Raw genomic sequence first — 19,224 nt, 5'->3', positions numbered from 1 at the left:
AGTCCTCATGTCCGTGATCAACCCGGAAGCCCCCGCCGCCCGCCGCGCCCCCGCGAAGCCGCGGCCCCCGGCCGCCGTGGAGCCCCGGCAGAGCATGGCCGTGCTGCCCGGCTTCCTCCAGTACCCGCTCACGGTCTTCACTGGGCGCGCCCTGCCGCAGCAGCGCTCGCTCGGCTGGACGCCCACCTTCCACCTGGTGACGGCGACGGCCTCGCTGCTCGCCGGACTCGCGGTCAGCATCGTGGCGTACGCGCTCGGCGGCCTCGGCCTGCTGTTGCTGCTGCCCGGCTGGGCGATGACCCTGCACGGGATGCGCAACCTCCGGATGATGATCTACCACCAGTGCTCGCACCGGAACATGTACCGGAGCCGAAAGACGGACAAGGCCATCGGCCACGCGATATCGAGCCTGCTCGTCATCCAGAACTTCGCCCGCTACAGCCGTGAGCACGTCGCCGACCACCACGCCACCGGCCACATGACGCTCCAGGACCCCACGGTCCAGGCCTTCCTGGTCAGCCTGAACATGCACCCGGGCATGACCCGCCGCCAGATGTGGCGCCGGCTGCTCCTCAAGCTGGTCTCGCCGCGCTTCCACTTCGCGTTCGGCGTCTCCCGCGTGCTGTCCTTCTCCAAGGAGTCGGCCCGCACCGAGAAGGTCACCGCCCTCGCGCTGTACGGCACCGCCGTCGCCGCGACCGTCCTGACCGGCACCTGGCAGGCCCTGCTCGTCGTCTGGTTCGTGCCGCTGGTCCCGCTCTTCCAGATCAGCAACACCCTGCGCCTGTGCGTGAAGCACACGTTCCCGGTCGCGGGCCTGGAGGACCGGCGCAGCCGCGCCTACTTCACCTCGCTCACCAACGCCATCTTCATCGGCGACCGCGCCCCCTCGCCCGAACTGCCGGCCGCCCGGCGCGCCCTCGCCTGGAGCCGCTGGACTCTGCGGATGCTGTTCGTGCACGCCCCGTCCCGCTACCTGGTGCTGACCGGTGACACCGTCGTCCACGACTACCACCACCGCCACCCGCGCAGCGACGACTGGTCCAACTACATCTTCGCCCGCCAGCAGGACGCCGAGGAGGCCGCCGCCGCCGGCGACCCCAACCGGCCGCCGTACCACGAGGTGTGGGGCCTGGTGCCCGCGATCAGCTTCGTCTTCGACTCGCTGGCCGTCGCCGACGCCGAGGAGTTCGACGTGAAGCGCCTGAAGTCCGTCAGCAAGCGCGAGCTGTTCGCCGCCTTCGACGACTGACCGGCCCCGCGCACCGCCCGCCACCCACCGTTCCCCCTCCGGATTCAGGAACCCATCGATGCGAACCACCTCCCACCAGGAACCAGCGGCTCGTACGGTCATCCTCGGCGTCGCCGCCAGCGACAGCCACGCCGTGGCCAACCACCTCATCGCCTACTCGCTGCGCGGGCTCGGCTTCGACGTCGTCAACCTCGGCACCTGCACCCCGGTCGACGAGTTCGCCGAGGCGTGCGCCCAGCACCCCGAGGCCGAGGCCGTCGTCATCGGCAGCCTGAACGGGCACGTCCACGAGGACCTGCGCGGCCTCGACAAGGCCAAGCAGTCCGGCCGGATCGCCTGCCCGGTGATAGTCGGCGGCAACCTGTCGGTCGGCAGCCACAAGGACGGCTCCTCGCACGAGCGCCTGTACGCGGCCGGGGTCGACCACATCCTCTCCGACCCGACCGAACTGCCGGGCCTGCTCGACGCGTTGCGCGCCGACCGCGAGCGCACCGCCGTGACCTCCGGGCGGGCCGCGTCATGAGCCTGACCTCCCTCCCGGCCCGGGGCCCCGCCCCGCACCCCGACCTGGCGGCGGCGCCGCTGCCCACGCCGGCCGAGTCCGCCGCGTACATCCGCTCGCTCGGCAAGCCCACCGCGGCCGAGGTCCTCGACCGCTGCCGCGCCCAGGGCCGGGTGGCCATCCAGCCCCGCTGCGGCGTCGGCGGGCACGAGGAGATGAAGGCCCTCCTGGCGACCCTGGAGGCCGAGGCCAAGCCCGACATCCTCACCCTGACCATCGACTCGCACACCCGGCTGCTGCGCTTCGAGGAGGCCCTGCGCACCCTCAACCTGCGCCCCGCCGACCTCAACGGCTACCCGATGGTGGCGCACGGCTGGCAGCGCGGCCGCGAGCTCAACGAGCTGGTCGCGGCGCCGCTGGAGATCCGGCACGGCTCGCCGGACGCCCGCACCCTCTTCGACGTGTCCGTGGCCTCCGGCATCACCTCCTTCGAGGGCGGCGGCATCTCGTACAACCTGCCCTACTCGAAGGCCGTGCCGCTCGCCGAGTCGCTCGGCGCCTGGCAGGACGTCGACCGGCGCTGCGGCGAACTCGCCGAACACGGCGTGGTCGTCGACCGCGAGCTGTTCGGCACGCTCACCGCCGTGCTCGTGCCGCCGTCGATCAGCCTCGCCGTCAGCGTCCTGGAAGCGGTGCTCGCCGCCCGGGCCGGCGTGCGCTGCATCTCCGTCGCCTACCCGCAGGGCGGCCACCTCGCCCAGGACGTCGCGGCCCTGCGCGCCATCGCCGTGCTCGCCGAGCGCTACCTGCCGGCCGACGTCACGGTCCACGCGGTGCTCCACGAGTTCATGGGCGTCTTCCCGCGCGACCGGGGCAACGCCGAGGACCTCATCTTCTACGGCGCCCTCGTCGCCCGGCTCGGCGGCGCCTCCAAGCTGATCACCAAGACCCACCAGGAGGCGTACGGGATCCCCGACACCGCCGCCAACGTGGAGGGCCTGCGGCTCGCCGACCGCGCCAACTCGCCCCTGCTCGACTTCATCCGGGTCGACGAGGACCAGGTCGCCCGGGAACTGGAGTGGATCCTCGCGGAGGTCGCCGACCTCGTCGAGCCGCTCCTCGCCCGGACCGACCTGATCGGGGCGATCGTCGAGGCCTTCGCGGAGGGCCGGCTCGACATCCCGTTCAGCGCCAGCCGGTACGCCCGCTCCGACCTCATCCCGCGCCGCGACCGCTCGGGCGCCATCCGCTACCTGTCCACCGGCGCCCTGCCGTTCTCGGCCGCCCACGTGGCCCGCAACACCGAGCTCCTGCACGCGGTGGACGGCCCGGACCCCGCCCTGGACGCGCTGATGCGCGGACTGACGGGCGACATCAACCACTTCCGCCACGTGTTCCAGGAGGAGGAGCGGCCCGCCGCCGCCCCCACCGCCCCCGTCCCCGCCCCCGACCCCGCCGCTGTGCTCACCGAACCGAGGAACTGATCCCGATGCGAGCCGTCCATGTCACCGAGGCCGGTGCCCCCTCCGCCCTCACCCTCGCCGAGCTGCCCGAACCGGCCGCCCTCCCCGGCCAGGTCGTCGTCCGCAACGCCGCCATCGGCCTCAACTTCATCGACGTCTACTACCGCAACGGCACCTACCCCGCCCCGTACCCGCTCGTCCCCGGCCAGGAGGCCGCCGGCATCGTGACCGCCGTCGGCGAGGGCGTCGACGAGGTCACCCCGGGCGACCGGGTCGCCTACGCGACCCAGCTCGGCGCCTACGCCGAGTACACCGCCGTCCCGGCGGCCAAGCTGGTCTCCGTCCCCGAGACCGTCACCCTCGACGACGCGGCGGCCGTACTCCTCCAGGGCCTGGCCGCGCACTACCTCAGCCACACCAGCCACCCGGTGGCGCCCGGCGAGACCGTCGTCGTCCTCGCCGCCGCCGGCGGCCTCGGCCAGCTGCTCGTACAGCTGGCCGCCCACCGGGGCGCCACGGTCGTCGCCGTCGCCTCCACCGAGGAGAAGCGCGCCACCGCCCTCGCGGCCGGCGCCCACCACGCCGTCCCCTACGAGGGCTTCGCGGACGCCGTGCGCGCACTCACCGGCGGCGAGGGCGCGCACGCGGTGTACGACTCGGTCGGCGCGGCCACCTTCGAGACCAGCGTCAAGGCGCTGCGCCGCCGCGGCACCCTCGTCGTCTGCGGCCTCTCCAGCGGCCCCGTCCCGCCCTTCGACGTGGAGCTGCTGCGCACCTCCGGCTCGCTCTACCTCACCCGCCCGACCCTCGCCGACCACGTGCCGGACGCGGCCTCGCTGCGGGCGGCGGCGGCCGAGCTCTTCCGTTACGTCGCCCAGGGCGTCGTCCGCCCCGAGGTGGGGGCGCGGCTGCCGCTGGCCGACGCGGCGAAGGCGCACGAGCTGCTCGAAGGCCGCGGCACCACCGGCAAGGTGCTGCTCACGCCATGAGTGTCGACATCGGAACGAGCGCGCCGACGGGCGTGAGCACGAGCACCGGTCAGAGCACCGGCAAGACGGCCGGCGGCCGGGGCCTCGGCCTCGGCGTGGTCCCGGCCCCGGTGCTCATGCTCATCGGCATGGTCAGCACCCAGCTGGGCGCGGCCTTCGCCAAGCAGCTGTTCGGCACGGTGGGACCGGCGACGGTCACCCTGATGCGGCTCGGCTTCTCGGCCCTGGTCCTGCTGCTGTGGTGGCGGCCCTCCGTGCGCCTGGACCGGCGCACGGCGGGCGCGGTCGCGGCGCTGGGCGTGGCCATCGCGGGCATGAACATCTGCTTCTACCTGGCCATGGCTCGGATGCCGGTCGGCGTCGCGCTGACCGTCGGCATGGCCGGCCCCCTCGCGGTCGCGGGCTTCGCCTCGCGCCGCGCCGCGGACCGGCTGTGGATCGTGCTCGCCGCGCTCGGCATCGCGCTGCTCGGCTGGCAGGGCGGCGCCGCCGGCCTCACCGGTCTGCTCATCGCGCTGGCCTGCGCCGTCTTCTGGGGCTCGTACGTGCCGCTGTCGGCCAGGGTCGGTGCGGTGCTGCCGGGCGGCGGCGGGCTCGCGCTGGCCATGGCGTTCGGCACGCTCTGCTCCCTGCCGGCCGGACTCGCCGAGGGCGCGGCCACGCTGGCCAGGCCCGAGGTGCTGGCGTTCGGCTTCGGCGTCGCGATGCTGTCCTCGCTCGTCCCGTACACCTGCGAGATGGAGACCCTGCGCCGGGTGTCCGCCACGGTCTTCGGGGTGCTCCTCAGCCTGGAACCGGCGATCGGCGCCCTGGTCGCCCTGGCCGTGCTGAGCGAGACGCTGTCCGCGGCCCAGGTGGCGGGCCTGGTCGCGGTCGTCGTCGCCTCGATCGGCGTCATCCGCGGCTCCCGCAAGGCGGCGACGCCGGAGCGGAAGCTTCGTAAGGCGTCAGTCCAGGCGTCCCTCCAGGCGTCCGCGTCACTCCAGGCCGCCTCGGTGGCCGCGCCGGAGGCCTCCTCGCCGGCCGCCGCGCGCACCTCTCCGCGTACCCCTCCGCACGCCTCTCCCGCTCCTCCCGCTCCTCCCACCCTCACCGAAGGAACCGACAAGTCATGATCTCCACCGGCAGCAACGCAGCTCTCGCGGGCCGTCCCGAGGGGCTGGAGCAGCTCAGGGGCCTCCTGGACACGGTGCTCGGCGCCCTCGGTGACGCCGCTCTCAAGCGGGGCGGCCCGGTCGCGGCCGGCGGCCCCGAGGCGGCGGTGGCCGCGGTGGGCGAGGTGCTGGGCGGCGGGCGGTTCCTCGCCGAGGAGCCCAGCGCCGAGCGGGTGACCGAGCTGTTCGAGGCGTACGCGCGCTGGTCCGTCGACCTCACGCACCCCTCGGCCGTGGCCCGCATGCAGTGCGCCCCGACGGCTGCGTCCGCCGCCGCCGAGCTGCTCGCCGCCTCGCTCAACCAGTCGCTGCACGCCTGGGAGAGCGGCCCCTTCGCGCTCGAACTGGAGCGGCGGCTCATCGCGGAGATGGCCTCCTGGGTCGGCTTCGGCCCCGAGGCCGGCGGCACCCTGACGCCCGGCGGCTCCATCTCCAACCTGATGGGCCTGCTGTTCAGCCGGGACCGCGCGCTCAAGGACACCGGCGAGGTGTCGGCGACCGGGCTCGCGGGCCGCGCCGTCCGCCCCCGCGTCCTGTGCTCCGCCGCCGCCCACTTCTCGGTCGCCCGCGCCGCCGGCTTCCTCGGCCTCGGCCGGTCGTCCGTGGTGAAGGTGCCGGTGGACGACCGGGGCCGGATGCTCGCCGACGAGGCCCGCCGGATCGTCGAGGGCTTCGACGCCGACGAGGTCCCCGTCGCGATCGTCGCCACGGCCGGCACCACCGACCACGGCTCCTTCGACCCGCTGCCCGAACTGGCCGACCTCGCCGCCGAGTTCGGTATCTGGCTGCACGTCGACGCCGCGTACGGCATCGGCGCGCTGTTCTCGCCGACGCTCGCCCCGCTCCTGGACGGCCTCGGCCGCGCCGACTCGGTCGCCTTCGACCTGCACAAGTTCGGCTGGGTCCCGGCCTCTTCGAGCGTGGTCGTGGTCCGCGACCGGCGGCACATGGAGTGCCTCGACGAGCAGGCCGTCTACCTCAACCCGTCCGACGACGAGGCCCTCGGTTTCACCGCCCTGCTCGGCACCTCGCTCCAGACCACCCGCCGCTCCGACGCCCTCAAGATGGCCGCCACCCTGCTCACCGTCGGCCGCGAGGGCATGGGCGCCTGGGTGGACGCCTGCCACGCGCAGGCCCGCCACGCCGCGAGCCGGATCGCCGCCACCGAGGGCCTGGAGCTCGTCGCGGACCCGCTGCTCAGCACGGTCATCTTCCGCTGCGCGCCCGCCGACGGGACCCCGGTGGACGACGAGAGCGCCTGGAACGCGGCGGTGCGGCGCCGGCTGATGACGGACGGCCGCGCCCTGCTCGCCCGTACGAAGATCGCCGGACCCGACGGCACCCCGCGGGTGCACCTGAAGCTGGTCTTCCTCAACCCGACGACGACCGAGGACGACATCGACGCCCTGATCGCGGAGGTCACGGCCGCGGCCCGGGGGCTCGCCCAGGAAGACGCGGTAGCGGGGCGTTAGCGGTACACAAGCGAGACGGCAGGACCAGGCGGGAAGGTAGGTGGTGTCGGCACCGAACGGGGTGCCGGCGCACCGACCGACCTTCTGTTCCACGGGGGAGAACCACCATGCGTACCCAGCGTAAGAACACCGTCCTCGCCGTCACCGCCCTCGCCGTCCTCTCGCTCGGCCTCACCGCCTGCGGTGGCGGCGACGACGCCGCGAGCCGCGACGAGGGCGCCGCCGCCCAGTCCCAGACCCAGGCCGGCGGCAGCACCGGCGGCAGCGCCACCGGCGGGTCCGTGAAGGGCGCGTCCTCGACGGGCGGCTCCACGACCGGCGGGACCTCCGGCGGCTCCACGGCGGGCGGCTCGACCGGCGGCTCCACCGGCGGCTCCACCGCCGGCGGGTCGACGGGCGGCGGCTCCGGCAAGGGCTCCGCCCAGAACGCCTCCAACGCCAAGGCCCCGGCCTGCGCCTACAACAACGTGAAGATCACGGCGGCCAAGGCCGACGAGACGCCCACCGAGCACATCACCCTCACCGCCACCAACACCTCGGGCAAGGCCTGCCGCCTCGACGGCTACCCGCTGATCGCCTTCGGCGCGATCCAGACCGCCAAGGACATCCCGGCCGTCGCCAAGAGCAAGCCGGCCGCCCCGGTCGTCCTCCAGCCGGGCGCGCCCGCGTACGCCAACGTGCGGATCGCCCTCGGTGGCGCCCACGAGGACAACAAGGTGGTCACCAGCTTCAACGTGAACCTCTTCGCGGGCTCCGACCCCGCCGAGGGCAGCGTCGTCGTCAAGGCCCCGGCGGGCGGCCTGGCCGTCGACGAGGCCGCCGCGAAGACCGGCTACTGGACGTACGAGCTCCGCAACGGCGCCGACGAGTTCTGATCGGGGAGCGCGCGCCGGACCGACTGAGCCGCCTGCCCCCGTCAGGCGGCCAGTCCCGTCTTCGCCCCTGCCCCGCACAGCGGCAGGACCGTGGTGCCGGGGCTCGCGGGGGCTGCGCGGACGGCCGCCCAGCAGGCGACGCCGGTCGGCTCCACGTACAGGCCGCGGCGGGCGAGGTCGAGCTGCGCGGCCCGGATCTGCTCCTCCGTCACGGTGCGGAAGGTCCCGCCGGAGGCCCGTACCGCGCGCAGGATCTGCGCGGCCCGCGGCGGCGCGGGGATGGCGATGCCCTCCGCGAGGGTGGGGCGGACGGCGGCCGGAGCGGCGAGTTCCGCGGCTCCCGCGTGGAAGGCGGCGGCCAGCGGGGAGACGGCCTCGGCCTGGACGGCGACGAGGGCGGGGCGCCGCTCGACGAGCCCGTGGCCGTACAGCTCCTCCACGGCGAGGGCCGCGCCGAGCAGCAGGGTCCCGTTGCCGACAGGCAGGACGAGGGTGTCGGGGAGCCGGCCGCCGAGCTCCTCCCAGAGTTCGTAGACATAGGTCTTCGTGCCGTGCAGGAAGTGCGGGTTGTACACGTGCGAGGCGTAGAAGACGCCGGGTGCGTCGGCGGCGGCGCGGGCGGCCTCGGCGGTGGCCTCGCGGTCGCCGGGGACGACGACGGTACGGGCGCCGTGGGCGCGGATCTGCTCCAGTTTCTTGGCGGAGGTCCCCTCGGGGACGTACACCGAGCAGTCGAGTCCGGCGCGGGCGCAGTACGCGGCGATCGCCGTGCCCGCGTTGCCGCTGCTGTCGGCGATCACGGTGTCCGGGCCCAGGCGGCGGGCGAGTTCGGCGAGCATCACGGCGCCGCGGTCCTTGAAGGACAGGGTCGGCATGAGGAAGTCGAGTTTGGCCGAAACGGCGCCGCTGTCCGTATCGCGTCCCGTGTCGTCTCCGGCCCCGCCCCCGGTCAGCGGGACCAGCGGGGTGCGGCCCTCGCCGAGGGTGACGTGGGGTGCGTGGGGCGGTTCGGTCGCGAGGGGCAGGGCCTCCTCGTAACGCCACAATGAATTCACACGTGACGTGAGGGACGGAAGTGACACGGGTGCGCCGGTGAACTCCAGATCCCAGGGCCCGCGGCAGCGTGGACAACACCAGGTGAGGGCGGACGCGGGGGCGTGGACCTGGCAGCGGGGGCACACGTAGGCGGTCATGAGCGTCAGGATGTCAGCGGTGTGGCGCCTGTGTGACGGGGTGTCCGGCGCCCTTGTGCGTTTCCTATGGATCAGCCAATCTTTCGCTCGGCACCCCGACATGACGAACGGACCGGGCTCCTTGCCGCCATTTGTCATGTACCTGCCGTACCCCCACACAGCAGCGCACCACCAATGAGGAGGACCCCTCACATGTCCGTGATGCGTGATTCCAGGCGCAGGCTGGCCGCCGCGAGCGCCATCGCCGTCGCCGCCCTCGCGCTCGGCTCCCTCTCCGCCGTCCCGGCCACCGCCGCCGGGACCGCCGCCGAAGGCGTCATCCTGAACGCCGGGGCCGAGGGCACCGTCGCCAACAGCTACATCGTCACCCTCCGCGAGTCCGCCGCCCAGGCGGAGACCGCGAAGGGGCGGGCCGTCGCGACGAAGTTCGGCGCGAAGATCAGGCGCACGTACACCGCGGCCCTCAACGGCTACTCCGTCGAGCTCTCCGAGGCGCAGGCCAGGAAGCTGGCCGCCGACCCGGCCGTCGAGACCGTCAGCCAGAACCGCGTCTTCCACGTCGACGGCACACAGCCCTCCCCGCCCTCGTGGGGCCTCGACCGGCTCGACCAGACGGCCCTCCCGCTCAACCAGAGCTACACGTACCCGGACAGCGCGGGCCAGGGCGTCACGGCGTACATCATCGACACAGGCGTACGCATCACCCACAGCGACTTCGGCGGGCGCGCCTCCTACGGCTACGACGCCATCGACAACGACAACACCGCGCAGGACGGGCACGGCCACGGCACGCACGTCGCCGGCACCGTCGCGGGCTCGTCGTACGGCGTCGCCAAGAAGGCGAAGATCGTCGGCGTCCGCGTCCTCGACAACTCCGGCTCCGGCACGACCGAGCAGGTCGTCGCGGGCATCGACTGGGTGACGCAGAACGCCGTCAAGCCGGCCGTCGCCAACATGAGCCTCGGCGGCGGGGTCGACACCGTCCTCGACGACGCGGTGCGCCGGTCCATCGCCTCCGGCGTCACCTACGGGGTCGCCGCCGGCAACGAGACCGACAACGCGGCCAACCACTCGCCCGCCCGGGTCGCCGAGGCCATCACGGTCGGCGCCACCACCTCGACCGACGCCAAGGCCAGCTACTCCAACTACGGCAGCGGCCTGGACCTGTTCGCCCCCGGCTCGTCCATCACCTCGTCCTGGAACACCAGCGACTCGGCGACCAACACCATCTCCGGTACGTCGATGGCGACCCCGCACGTGGTCGGCGCCGCCGCCCTCTACCTGGCCGCCAACCCGACGGCCACCCCGGCGCAGGTCTCCGCGGCGCTGGTCGCCGCCGCGACCCCGAACGTCGTCACCAGCCCCGGCACCGGCTCGCCGAACCGGCTGCTGAACGTCGGCGGCGGCACCACCCCGCCGCCCACCGGCCCGAAGTTCGAGAACACCGCGGACTACGCGATCAACGACAACGCGACCGTCGAGTCCCCGGTGACCGTCAGCGGCGTCACGGGCAACGCCCCGGCCGCCCTCCAGGTGCCGGTGAACATCGTGCACACCTACATCGGTGACCTCCAGGTCCAGCTGATCGCCCCCGACGGCTCGGCGTACACCCTGAAGGCCTTCGGCACCGGCGGCAGCACGGACAACATCAACACCACGTACACCGTCAACGCCTCCTCCGAGGTCGCGAACGGCACGTGGAAGCTGCGGGTCACGGACAACGCGACCTACGACACCGGGAAGATCGACTCCTGGGCGCTGCAGTTCTGACGCGCCCGACGGACGGACGAGGGACGGTCGCCGGAATCCGGCGGCCGTCCCTCAGCTCCAGGGCCGCTCCACCCAGCCCGCCGTCAGGACCAGCCCCGAGGCGCGGTGGACGGCCAGGAAGCCGAACGGGCGCTCGATGCCGAGGCGGACGACCCGGACCGTGTACGGCGAGGGCGGCGCACCCGCGCCGAAGCCTCGGAAGGCCGTCACCGACGCCGCCTCGAAGCCCCGCGCCGTGAACTCGGCCGTCGCCGCCTGCCGGCCCTGCCCGATCGCCAGCGGGACGTCGCTCACGCCGGGGAAGTGGCCGCGGTCGGCGTCGCGCGCGGTGGTCAGGCCGAACAGCCCGTGGTGGGCGAGGAGGTCGTGCCCGGCGGCGAGGGCGAAGGCCGGGACCGACACCGAGAGGCGCGCGCCGGGCGTCGTGCTGCGCGCGGTGCGGACCTCCAGGCCGGGGCCCGGGGAGCCGGTCGGGAGCCGGTCGCCGGGGACGGCGTGGGCGCGGCCCTCCAGGACGTCGAGCCCGGCGCTCAGGACGGCACCGGCCGTCGCCGCCGGCTCGCCCAGCAGGAGGTGCACGTCGACCCCCGTGTCGCCGAGGACCCGGAGCACCGCGAGCGGCCCCGCCTCCGTGTCGGCCAGGCCGACCTCGTCGAGCGCGGGTGTGGAGCGGTGCAGCAGGGTCACCGTCCGGCCGGACCAATGGCCGCTCGTCAACCGGACCTTGCGGGTCATGAACGGCGCGACCCAGGTCGTCCGCACCGACTGGGCGGAGGCGAGGACGAGCGGCGTCTCCTCGTCCAGGGCGAGCGGCAGCGTCGGGACCAGCCCGCCGGTGCGCTCGGCCGCCCACGCGTCCAGGGCCTTCCGGTCGGCCGCGGCGTCGCCGGAGAACCGGCCGAGCACCGCGTCCGGCAGGCCCGCCACCCACGTGTCGCGCAGCCGCAGGTCCGCGCGGACCCACAGGCCGACGGCCGAGGCCACCCCGGGGATCGCGCCGAGTCCGGCGGCCAGTTCGCGGGCCGCCCCGGCGGCCTCCTCCGCCGGCAGCCCGAGCGCGTCCGCCAGTTCGTTCCGGGCGGCTCCCGTGGCGCCGTCCGCGAGAGCGGCCAGCAGGGGCCAGACGCCCGCCGCGGACAGGACGGTGTCGCCGCCCGCCGGAAGCGCCCCGGCCCAGCGCCCCGTCATCCGGTTGACCACCCGCACCCTTCTGCCCCGCATATCGCCCCCGCCTCCCGGACCACGTACGATGCGCGCGCCCGTTCGATTGTTCGTTCCATCCGCCCCGATCAGGAGCACCGTACTCGTGGACCCGTCCCAGCCGCCCCAGGATTCACCGGCCCCGGGGACCCCGACGCCGCCGCCCGCGGAGCCGCCCGCCGGGCCGCCCGCGCCGCCGGCCGGACCCGCGGAGTCTCCGGCCGGGGCGTTCGCGCCACCCGCCGGGCCGCCCGCCCCGCCCGTCGGGCCCGGTGGTCCGGCCGTGCCCGGCGGTCCGCCCGTGCCCGGGCCGTACGGCGCTCCCGGGCCGTACCACGCGCCCGGGCCCTACACGCCGTACGGCCCCTACGGGCCTCAGGGGCCCGGTGGCGCCGGCCCGTACGGGGCGCCCCGGCCCGGCACCAACGGACTGGCCGTCGCCTCCCTCGTCTCCGGCGTCGTCTGCTGCCTGCCGCCCCTCGGGCTGATCCTCGGCCTGGTCGCCCTGCCGCAGATCCGGAAGAAGCAGCAGAAGGGCAAGGGCCTCGCCATCGCGGGCATCGCCCTGTCCACGGTGAGCTGCCTCCTCGTCGTCCTCGGCTTCGCGACCGGCGGCTTCGCCTCGTTCTGGAAGGGCGTCGAGGAGGGCATGGACAAGGCGGGCTCCTCCAAGTCGGCCTTCTCGCTGCGCAAGGGCGAGTGCTTCGACGTGCCCGGGAAGCTGGAGGAGTACACCGAGGACGTCGACATCGTCGACTGCGCGAAGCCCCACGAGGGCGAGGTCACCGGCAGCTTCAAGATCACCGGCTACGCCAAGTGGCCCGGCGACAAGGCCCTCGACGGCCTCGCCGAGGCGCGCTGCCAGGAGATCAACGACGCGTACACGCTGGACAAGTGGGCCGTCCCGGACGACGTCTGGACCTACTACTACCTGCCCAGCAGCATGTCCTGGCGGGGCGGCGACCGCACGGTGACCTGCACCTACGGCACCGACAAGGCGCCCTTCTCCGGCTCCCTGCGCAAGGACGGCTTCACCCTCAACGCCGATCAGCACGCCTTCCTGCTGGCCGTCAACGCGATCGACACCGCCCTGATGAAGGAGCCCGAGGAGGACGCCGACGCCGACCTGGCGGCCAACAAGGCCTGGGCGCGGGAGGTCCTCACGACGGTCACGGAGGAGGCCCAGGGGCTGCGCACCCGGGGCTGGCCGACGGCCGTCCGGCGGCCGGTGGCCGAGCTGTCGGACAAGCTCGACGCCGCCGGGAAGAAGTGGCGGAAGCTGGCGGCGGCGCGGGACGACGACGCGTTCTGGGCGGAGTACGAGGAGGCGTACGACGCGCTCGACCCGAAGATGGAGTCCGCGGCCCGCCGGGCGCTCGGCCTCGCCGACACCCTCAAACGCGACAGCGAGAAGGTCTGACCTCCGCCGCCCGCGCACGCCCAACGGGGCCCGGTCTCGCCGAGACCGGGCCCCGTCCGTGGTTCCGTCAGGCCGTGGTTCCGTCAGGCCGTCGTTCCGTCAGGCGTCAGCGTCGGCCGCCGAGCACGCCGTTCACCGCGGTGATCAGCTCGCCGTCCGGGGTGTCCCCGTCCAGCGACCAGAACATCGCGCCGCCGAGCCCCTTGGCCCGTACGTACGCCGACTTGGTACGCAGGACCTGCGGGTCGTCGTACGTCCACAGGGTCGTGCCGTCGAACAGCCAGGCGTGCCCGTTGCGGCGGTCCCGGTACACGGTGGACGCGCCCGACTCGGCCAGCTTCCTCAGCGCCTCGTAGTCCTCGGAGCCGGCGCCCCAGGTGCCGGCCGCCGCGCCGGTCGCGGGCTTGCCGAGGCCGGTGCCGCCGCCGGTGACGCCGGTCCAGCCCTGGCCGTAGAACGGCATGCCGACCACCAGCTTGCGGGCGGGCGCGCCGCGCCGCAGCCAGTCGTTCACGGTCTGGTCGACGCTGAAGTCGCCCCGGGGGGCGAAGAGCGCGGACTGCTGGGCGGTGGTCGACTCCCAGCTGCCGTGGAAGTCGTAGCCCTGGAGGTTGACGAAGTCGAGGTCACGCATGATCTTCCGGACCTCGAAGCCCGCGTCGATCTTGGCGGGCGCGGTCGGCACGAACGCCGACAGCTCGTAGTGCTTCCGCTTCCGCTCGGTCTTCGCGTACGCGTCGAGCTGGGTGCGGAACTCGCGTACCAGGGCCGTGAAGTTCTGCTTGTCCTCCGGCCGGAAGACGGTGTCGGTGTCGCCCGCGGAGCCGGGCCACTCCCAGTCGATGTCGATGCCGTCGAAGAGGCCCGCGGCGGCTCCCGCGCCGCCACGGGCGCCGTCGGCGGGCAGGTTGCCCTTGATGTAGAGGTCGACGCAGGAGGCGACGAGGGCCTTGCGGGAGGCGGGGGTGCGGGCCGCGTCCGAGAAGTGGGTGGACCAGCCCCAACCGCCCAGCGAGATCATGACCTTGAGGCCGGGGTGCGCCGCCTTGAGCTCGCGCAGCTGGTTGAAGTTGCCGGCCAGCGGCTGGTCCGGGGTGTCGGCGACCCCGTCGACCGAACCGGCCGCGTCGAGCGGGCGCACGTAGTCGGCCCAGGCGTCGGCCTCGCCGGGAACGTTCCCGGTGAAGCACTTCCCTTCGGCGCTCACGTTGCCGAAGGCGTAGTTGATGTGGCTGAGCCGGGCGGCGGTGCCGCTGGTCTCCAGGTCCTTGACCTGGAAGTTCCGCCCGTAGACGCCCCATTGGGTGAAGTAGCCGACGCGCTTGTACGCGGGCTTGGCGGGCTTCTCGTGCTGGTGAGAGGTCTGGGCCGCGCCCGCGGCGGGGGCGAGGGCGGCGAGCAGGCCGAGGGAGACGGCGGCGACGGACATCCGGGAAAGGCTTCTGCGACGCATGAGGCGGAACGTATTGGTCTGGACCATCAACGTCAAGGATTCCGAAGGCAGTTCGGTGGCTATACCTGCGGTAAGCGCCTGCGTAAAGGCAAGTCATCACTTCGAGTGAAACTTTGGCCCATGCTTGCGGTCGCGCACCCTCGGTTGTCAATCTGTAGCTGTCAGTCAACCTGAGGGGAGTGTCCAGTGACGTTCGGTGAGCAGCCGGCCTATCTGCGTGTGGCGAGCGATCTCCGGGAGAAGATCGCCAACGGCTCGCTTCCCCCGCACACCCGGCTCCCCTCCCAGGCGCGCATCCGCGAGGAGTACGGGGTGTCGGACACCGTCGCACTGGAAGCGCGCAAGGTCCTGATGGCCGAGGGTCTGGTCGAGGGGCGCTCGGGCTCGGGGACCTATGTGCGCGAGCGGCCCGTGCCGCGCCCCATCGCCCGCTCCGGCTACCGCCCCGCCGCGGGCGCCACCCCCTTCCGGCAGGAGCAGGCCGCCGAAGGGGCGCGCGGCACCTGGGAGTCGAACAGCGAGCAGGAGCCCGCGAGCGCGGAGATCGCCGTCCGGCTCGGCATCGAGCCGGGGGAGCGGGTGATGCGCACGCGGTACGTCTACCGGGACGCGGGCGAGCCGATGATGCTCTCCACCTCCTGGGAGCCGCTCGCCGTCACCGGGCGCACGCCGGTCATGCTGCCCGAGGAGGGGCCGCTGGGCGGCTGTGGGGTGGTGGAGCGGATGGCCGCGATCGACGTGGTGGTGGACAACGTGGTGGAGGAGGTCGGCGCCAGGCCCGGCCTCGCGGAGGAGCTGCTGACCCTCGGCGGCGTCCCCGGCCATGTGGTGATGGTGGTCGAGCGGACGTACTACGCCTCCGGGCGGGCCGTCGAGACCGCGGACGTCGTCGTGCCCGCCGACCGCTACCGGATCGCCTACCACCTGCCCGTGCGGTGACGGGATGAGCGGGTGGGCCGGTGAGCGGGTGGGCGGGTGAGCGGGTGACCGGGTGGGCCGGTGAGCGGGTGGGCCGGTGAGCGGCGGGACGGCGGCGGCGGCGGGACGGGGGCGGGTGGTGTCCGTGCCGGGCCGGTGACCGTTGTGCGGTGCCGGGTGTCCGGCGCCGTTCACACCGAGTTGACGGAGCGCCGGTACCCGTAACGCCGGGGCAACCGCGTCTCGCGACGGATCGTCACGCCCCGCTCCTACCTTCCTCGTCCGTACCCGCAATCCGGTCGGACGACAGGAAACAGGAACCCTCATGACGGACACGGTCACCCCGCCGGGGACCTCGGCGCCCGCCCCGCCACCCCGCCGCCGCTATGCCGCACTGGCCGCCGACGAGAGCCGCGAGGACTACTCGCTGCGCTACGCGCCGCACTCCTTCCGGCGCTGGTCGCCCGCGACGGTCGCCGGCACCGCGCTCGGCGGCATCGCCTACCTCGCCGACTTCGCCATCGGCGCCTCGATCGTCTTCACCTACGGCTTCACCAGCGGAGCCGCCTCGATCCTCACCGCCGCCGTCGTCATCTTCCTCACCGGCATCCCGATCGCCCGCGCCTGCGCCCGGTACGGCCTCGACATGGACCTCGTCACCCGGGGTGCCGGCTTCGGCTACTTCGGCTCCACCCTCACCTCGCTCATCTACGCCTCGTTCACCTTCATCTTCTTCGCGCTCGAAGGCTCGATCATGGCCCAGGCCATGCACCAGGCCTTCGGGCTGCCGGTCGAGATCGGCTATCTCGTCACCACGCTGATCGTGATCCCGATCGTCTTCCGCGGCATGGGCGCCCTCGCCAAGGTGCAGGCCTGGACCCAACCCCTGTGGCTCGTCGGCCTGGTGCTGCCCTTCCTGGTGCTCGCCTTCGAGGCGCCGGACGCCTGGGGCGCCTTCGCCTCCTTCGGCGGCACCGAGGGGGCCGGCTCCGGCTTCTCTTGGATCGGCTTCGGGCTCGGCACCGGTGTGGCCCTCTCCCTCATCGCGCAGATCGGCGAACAGGCCGACTACCTGCGCTTCATGCCCGCCAGGACCGAGCAGAACAAGCGGCGCTGGAACCTCGCCGTGCTCGCCGCCGGACCCGGCTGGGTGGTCATCGGCGCGGCCAAGCAGCTCGGCGGCGCCTTCCTCGCCTTCGTCGCCCTGGAGGCGGTCGGCAAGACCCACGCCCTGGAGCCGATCGCCCCGCAGATCGAGGCGCTCCGGCCCTGGCTCGGATCCTTCGCGCTGCCCGCCGCGGCCCTCTTCGTGATCGTCTCCCAGATCAAGATCAACGTCACCAACGCGTACAGCGGCTCGCTGTCCTGGTCGAACTTCTTCTCCCGGCTCACCCACCGCCACCCCGGCCGGGTCTGGTACATCTTCCTCAACCTCGTCATCGCGCTGACGCTGATGGAGATGAACATGTTCGCGGCCCTGGGCAAGCTGCTGGGCTTCTACTCCAACGTCGGCATCGCCTGGATCGCCGCCGTCGCCGCCGACCTCGTCATCAACAAGCGGGCCGGCTGGAGCCCGCCGTACATCGAGTTCAAACGCGCCTATCTGTACCCCGTGAACCCGGCCGGCTTCGGCGCCATGGGCATCGCCTCCGTCGTCTCGATCCTCGCTTTCTTCGGTCTCTTCGGACGGTACGCCGAGGCCTTCTCCACCTTCATCGCCGCCGGTCTCGCCGTGGTGCTCTGCCCGCTCATCGCCTGGGCGACCCGGGGGAGGTACTACCTGGCCCGGCCCAACCCCGTGAGCGGTGCGGGCGTGGCCGTCCCCGACGTGACCGCCACCCACGAGTGCGCGGTCTGCGCCACCGCGTACGAGCTGCCCGACATCGCCGACTGCCCCGCCCACTCCGGTCCGATCTGCTCGCTGTGCTGCTCCCTCGACGCCACCTGCGGGGACGTCTGCCGCAAGGACCCGGAGGCCGCCGGAACCGTCCTGATGCCGGTGCCGACCGTCCCCACGGCGCCGCCGGTGGCCTGAGCCCGGCCTCCCTCCGCCGGTTACTGGCCAGATACGTATCTCTTCGTGAAAACCCGTATCCGCTGTGTAAAGGTCAGGCGTAAGCTCCGGCATATGCGGATTGCGATTTCCTGGAGATCGTCAGACATGGCCGGACCGGCGGAGGGAGAAGTCCGATGAGCGACAGCGGCCCCGTCCTTCCCTGGCTGGTCATACGGCAGGACGACAACGGCAACCGCTACCGCGTCGGTCAGTACGCGACCGAGGGCGAGGCCCAGAAGATCGCTGACAGCCTCGACGACCGCGGCCACAAGCAGCTCTACTGGGTCGAGCGGATCGGCTCGCCCGCGCTCTGAGCGGGCAGGGTCCACGGCGGCCCCGCGTCCGGGCGGTCCCCGTGGCCGACCGGGTTACGCTCCGCCCCATGACCGATCACCCCGCCCGCCCCGCCGGCCCCGGCCCCGACCCCGTCGTCGTGGTGGCCGGGGCGCTCTACGACCAGGGGCGCCTGCTCGCCGCCCGCCGCAGCGCCCCCGCCGAACTCGCCGGCCGCTGGGAACTGCCCGGCGGCAAGCTGGAGCCGGGCGAGAGCCCCGAGGAGGCCCTGGTCAGGGAGCTCCGCGAGGAGCTGGGCATCGAGACCGAGCCGGGTGAGCGCATCCCCGGCGAATGGCCGCTGAAGCCCGGATACGTGCTGCGGGTGTGGACCGCCCGGCTGCTCTCCGGCGAGCCGCGCCCGCTGGAGGACCACGACCAGCTGCGCTGGCTGGCCCGTCACGAGCTGGACTCCGTCGACTGGCTCGACCAGGACCGGCCCGCCGTCGCCGAGGCGGCCCGGCTGCTGCCGGCGAACCCGGCGGACGGCGCGCGCCACTGAGTCCTACGCCGTTCGTGCCACCGTGCGCCCAGGCGGCCGCCCGGCGCGATATCCCACTCCAAATATCGGGTATGTGCTGATTAACCCCCCGAAATAGGACGTGGGCCTCGTGATCGACACCGAAGGCGACTGTGCCGAGTGGCACTTTCCGGCGGAGGCCAACGCCGTGCGCACGGCCCGCCACGCGGTGCGGGACACCCTGAGGGCCTGGCAGCTCGACTCGGTGATCGGCGATGTGACGATCCTGCTGGTCAGCGAGCTGGTGACCAACTCCCTGCGCTACGCGTCCGGGCCCATCGGAGTCCGGCTGGTCCGCCTCCGAGCCGACGGAAGCGGCCCCGGACACGGCCCCGCGCTCCTCGTGGAGGTCTCCGATCCGCTTCCGGACGGCCCCACCGAGCGCCCCGCCGGACCCGAGGACGAAGGGGGGCGCGGACTTCAGCTGGTGGCCTGTTCCGCACGCCGCTGGGGTACCCGCGCGGGCAGGACGGGCAAAACCGTGTGGTTCGAGCTGGCTCTGCCTGGTGAGTAAACAGGGTGGGACGACGATCAGCGGGCCTCGGCCGGAAGCGAACGAGACCACCCTGTGATCGTGAACGTCGTGCCGACGGGGGCCATGGTGCTGAATACTGCGCTCATGGCCGGTCCGGTGCGGTGAGCTGGAGGGGACGG

General features: G+C 73.2%; 17 protein-coding genes. 14 read left to right on the top strand and 3 right to left on the bottom strand.

Translation table 11 applies throughout. From position 1 onward, the window contains the following. Window positions 1-7: 7 nt before the first annotated feature. The 7 genes from ACZ3ZE_RS24620 to ACZ3ZE_RS24590 all read left to right on the top strand — a co-directional run bounded on the left by ACZ3ZE_RS24620 (window position 8) and on the right by ACZ3ZE_RS24590 (window position 7,707). On the top strand, window positions 8-1,252 hold the full coding sequence (locus ACZ3ZE_RS24620) for a fatty acid desaturase (RefSeq protein WP_467260683.1): 1,245 nt from the start codon (window positions 8-10) through the stop codon (window positions 1,250-1,252). Between the two features lie 58 nt (window positions 1,253-1,310). Next, window positions 1,311-1,775, top strand: a complete 465-nt coding sequence (locus ACZ3ZE_RS24615; RefSeq protein WP_361166465.1) for a cobalamin-dependent protein — start codon at window positions 1,311-1,313, stop codon at window positions 1,773-1,775. After that, complete coding sequence (locus ACZ3ZE_RS24610) at window positions 1,772-3,238, top strand: methylaspartate mutase (RefSeq protein ID WP_467260680.1); 1,467 nt, start codon at window positions 1,772-1,774, stop codon at window positions 3,236-3,238. Before ACZ3ZE_RS24615 ends, ACZ3ZE_RS24610 begins: the two co-directional genes overlap by 4 nt. Before the next feature lie 5 nt (window positions 3,239-3,243). After that, a complete protein-coding gene (locus tag ACZ3ZE_RS24605; RefSeq protein ID WP_361166471.1) occupies window positions 3,244-4,206 on the top strand; it encodes a quinone oxidoreductase family protein in 963 nt (320 codons plus the stop codon). Beyond that, the gene (locus ACZ3ZE_RS24600; RefSeq protein WP_361166474.1) at window positions 4,203-5,321 is read left to right on the top strand and encodes an EamA family transporter; all 1,119 of its coding nucleotides are present in this window, start codon (window positions 4,203-4,205) and stop codon (window positions 5,319-5,321) included. Before ACZ3ZE_RS24605 ends, ACZ3ZE_RS24600 begins: the two co-directional genes overlap by 4 nt. Next, on the top strand, window positions 5,318-6,832 hold the full coding sequence (locus tag ACZ3ZE_RS24595; RefSeq protein ID WP_467260677.1) for a pyridoxal phosphate-dependent decarboxylase family protein: 1,515 nt from the start codon (window positions 5,318-5,320) through the stop codon (window positions 6,830-6,832). Before ACZ3ZE_RS24600 ends, ACZ3ZE_RS24595 begins: the two co-directional genes overlap by 4 nt. Window positions 6,833-6,939: 107 nt before the next feature. After that, a complete protein-coding gene (locus tag ACZ3ZE_RS24590; protein ID WP_467260674.1) occupies window positions 6,940-7,707 on the top strand; it encodes a DUF4232 domain-containing protein in 768 nt (255 codons plus the stop codon). A 41-nt stretch (window positions 7,708-7,748) separates the two neighbouring features. Here ACZ3ZE_RS24590 and ACZ3ZE_RS24585 read toward each other — a convergent pair whose 3' ends face one another. Beyond that, window positions 7,749-8,900, bottom strand: a complete 1,152-nt coding sequence (locus ACZ3ZE_RS24585) for a threonine synthase (protein ID WP_361166483.1) — start codon at window positions 8,898-8,900, stop codon at window positions 7,749-7,751. A gap of 192 nt (window positions 8,901-9,092) precedes the next feature. Here ACZ3ZE_RS24585 and ACZ3ZE_RS24580 point away from each other — a divergent pair, with 192 nt between their 5' ends. Further along, the gene (locus ACZ3ZE_RS24580; RefSeq protein ID WP_361166486.1) at window positions 9,093-10,670 is read left to right on the top strand and encodes a S8 family peptidase; all 1,578 of its coding nucleotides are present in this window, start codon (window positions 9,093-9,095) and stop codon (window positions 10,668-10,670) included. A 51-nt stretch (window positions 10,671-10,721) separates the two neighbouring features. Here ACZ3ZE_RS24580 and ACZ3ZE_RS24575 read toward each other — a convergent pair whose 3' ends face one another. Further along, window positions 10,722-11,891 carry a serpin family protein gene (locus tag ACZ3ZE_RS24575; protein ID WP_361166489.1) on the bottom strand — a complete coding sequence of 390 codons (1,170 nt, stop codon included), beginning with the start codon at window positions 11,889-11,891 and terminating at the stop codon, window positions 10,722-10,724. A gap of 280 nt (window positions 11,892-12,171) precedes the next feature. On the opposite strand from ACZ3ZE_RS24575, the gene ACZ3ZE_RS24570 reads away from it, so the two are divergent. Beyond that, window positions 12,172-13,290, top strand: coding sequence for a DUF4190 domain-containing protein (locus ACZ3ZE_RS24570; RefSeq protein WP_467260671.1), 1,119 nt, complete (start codon window positions 12,172-12,174; stop codon window positions 13,288-13,290). Window positions 13,291-13,396: 106 nt separating this feature from the next. Here the strand turns inward: ACZ3ZE_RS24570 and ACZ3ZE_RS24565 are convergent, their stop codons facing one another. Next, on the bottom strand, window positions 13,397-14,743 hold the full coding sequence (locus tag ACZ3ZE_RS24565; protein ID WP_361166495.1) for a glycoside hydrolase family 18 protein: 1,347 nt from the start codon (window positions 14,741-14,743) through the stop codon (window positions 13,397-13,399). A gap of 186 nt (window positions 14,744-14,929) precedes the next feature. On the opposite strand from ACZ3ZE_RS24565, the gene ACZ3ZE_RS24560 reads away from it, so the two are divergent. The 5 genes from ACZ3ZE_RS24560 to ACZ3ZE_RS24540 all read left to right on the top strand — a co-directional run bounded on the left by ACZ3ZE_RS24560 (window position 14,930) and on the right by ACZ3ZE_RS24540 (window position 19,084). Continuing rightward, window positions 14,930-15,682, top strand: a complete 753-nt coding sequence (locus ACZ3ZE_RS24560) for a GntR family transcriptional regulator (protein ID WP_361166498.1) — start codon at window positions 14,930-14,932, stop codon at window positions 15,680-15,682. A gap of 304 nt (window positions 15,683-15,986) precedes the next feature. Then, window positions 15,987-17,696 carry a purine-cytosine permease family protein gene (locus ACZ3ZE_RS24555; protein WP_467260668.1) on the top strand — a complete coding sequence of 570 codons (1,710 nt, stop codon included), beginning with the start codon at window positions 15,987-15,989 and terminating at the stop codon, window positions 17,694-17,696. 155 nt (window positions 17,697-17,851) lie between these two features. Further along, window positions 17,852-18,031 (top strand): SPOR domain-containing protein, encoded by a 180-nt coding sequence (locus ACZ3ZE_RS24550; RefSeq protein ID WP_361166504.1) that lies wholly within the window; start codon window positions 17,852-17,854, stop codon window positions 18,029-18,031. Window positions 18,032-18,099: 68 nt separating this feature from the next. Then, the gene (locus ACZ3ZE_RS24545) at window positions 18,100-18,552 is read left to right on the top strand and encodes a (deoxy)nucleoside triphosphate pyrophosphohydrolase (RefSeq protein WP_361166507.1); all 453 of its coding nucleotides are present in this window, start codon (window positions 18,100-18,102) and stop codon (window positions 18,550-18,552) included. A 109-nt stretch (window positions 18,553-18,661) separates the two neighbouring features. Next, window positions 18,662-19,084, top strand: a complete 423-nt coding sequence (locus ACZ3ZE_RS24540; RefSeq protein WP_361166510.1) for an ATP-binding protein — start codon at window positions 18,662-18,664, stop codon at window positions 19,082-19,084. Window positions 19,085-19,224: the final 140 nt, after the last annotated feature.

The sequence above is a fragment of the Streptomyces sp. NPDC023157 genome, from assembly GCF_055560575.1.
Note: the sequence above shows the minus strand (reverse complement) of the source record. Positions and strands in the feature narration are given on the sequence as shown.

Bases quoted from the DNA above. Each gene is read 5' to 3' on its own strand.
- ACZ3ZE_RS24620 (WP_467260683.1), top strand. From the start codon at position 8: ATGTCCGTGATCAACCCGGAAGCCCCCGCCGCCCGCCGCGCCCCCGCG.
- ACZ3ZE_RS24615 (WP_361166465.1), top strand. From the start codon at position 1,311: ATGCGAACCACCTCCCACCAGGAACCAGCGGCTCGTACGGTCATCCTC.
- ACZ3ZE_RS24610 (WP_467260680.1), top strand. From the start codon at position 1,772: ATGAGCCTGACCTCCCTCCCGGCCCGGGGCCCCGCCCCGCACCCCGAC.
- ACZ3ZE_RS24605 (WP_361166471.1), top strand. From the start codon at position 3,244: ATGCGAGCCGTCCATGTCACCGAGGCCGGTGCCCCCTCCGCCCTCACC.
- ACZ3ZE_RS24600 (WP_361166474.1), top strand. From the start codon at position 4,203: ATGAGTGTCGACATCGGAACGAGCGCGCCGACGGGCGTGAGCACGAGC.
- ACZ3ZE_RS24595 (WP_467260677.1), top strand. From the start codon at position 5,318: ATGATCTCCACCGGCAGCAACGCAGCTCTCGCGGGCCGTCCCGAGGGG.
- ACZ3ZE_RS24590 (WP_467260674.1), top strand. From the start codon at position 6,940: ATGCGTACCCAGCGTAAGAACACCGTCCTCGCCGTCACCGCCCTCGCC.
- ACZ3ZE_RS24585 (WP_361166483.1), bottom strand. From the start codon at position 8,900: ATGACCGCCTACGTGTGCCCCCGCTGCCAGGTCCACGCCCCCGCGTCC.
- ACZ3ZE_RS24580 (WP_361166486.1), top strand. From the start codon at position 9,093: ATGTCCGTGATGCGTGATTCCAGGCGCAGGCTGGCCGCCGCGAGCGCC.
- ACZ3ZE_RS24575 (WP_361166489.1), bottom strand. From the start codon at position 11,891: ATGCGGGGCAGAAGGGTGCGGGTGGTCAACCGGATGACGGGGCGCTGG.
- ACZ3ZE_RS24565 (WP_361166495.1), bottom strand. From the start codon at position 14,743: ATGCGTCGCAGAAGCCTTTCCCGGATGTCCGTCGCCGCCGTCTCCCTC.
- ACZ3ZE_RS24555 (WP_467260668.1), top strand. From the start codon at position 15,987: ATGACGGACACGGTCACCCCGCCGGGGACCTCGGCGCCCGCCCCGCCA.
- ACZ3ZE_RS24550 (WP_361166504.1), top strand. From the start codon at position 17,852: ATGAGCGACAGCGGCCCCGTCCTTCCCTGGCTGGTCATACGGCAGGAC.
- ACZ3ZE_RS24545 (WP_361166507.1), top strand. From the start codon at position 18,100: ATGACCGATCACCCCGCCCGCCCCGCCGGCCCCGGCCCCGACCCCGTC.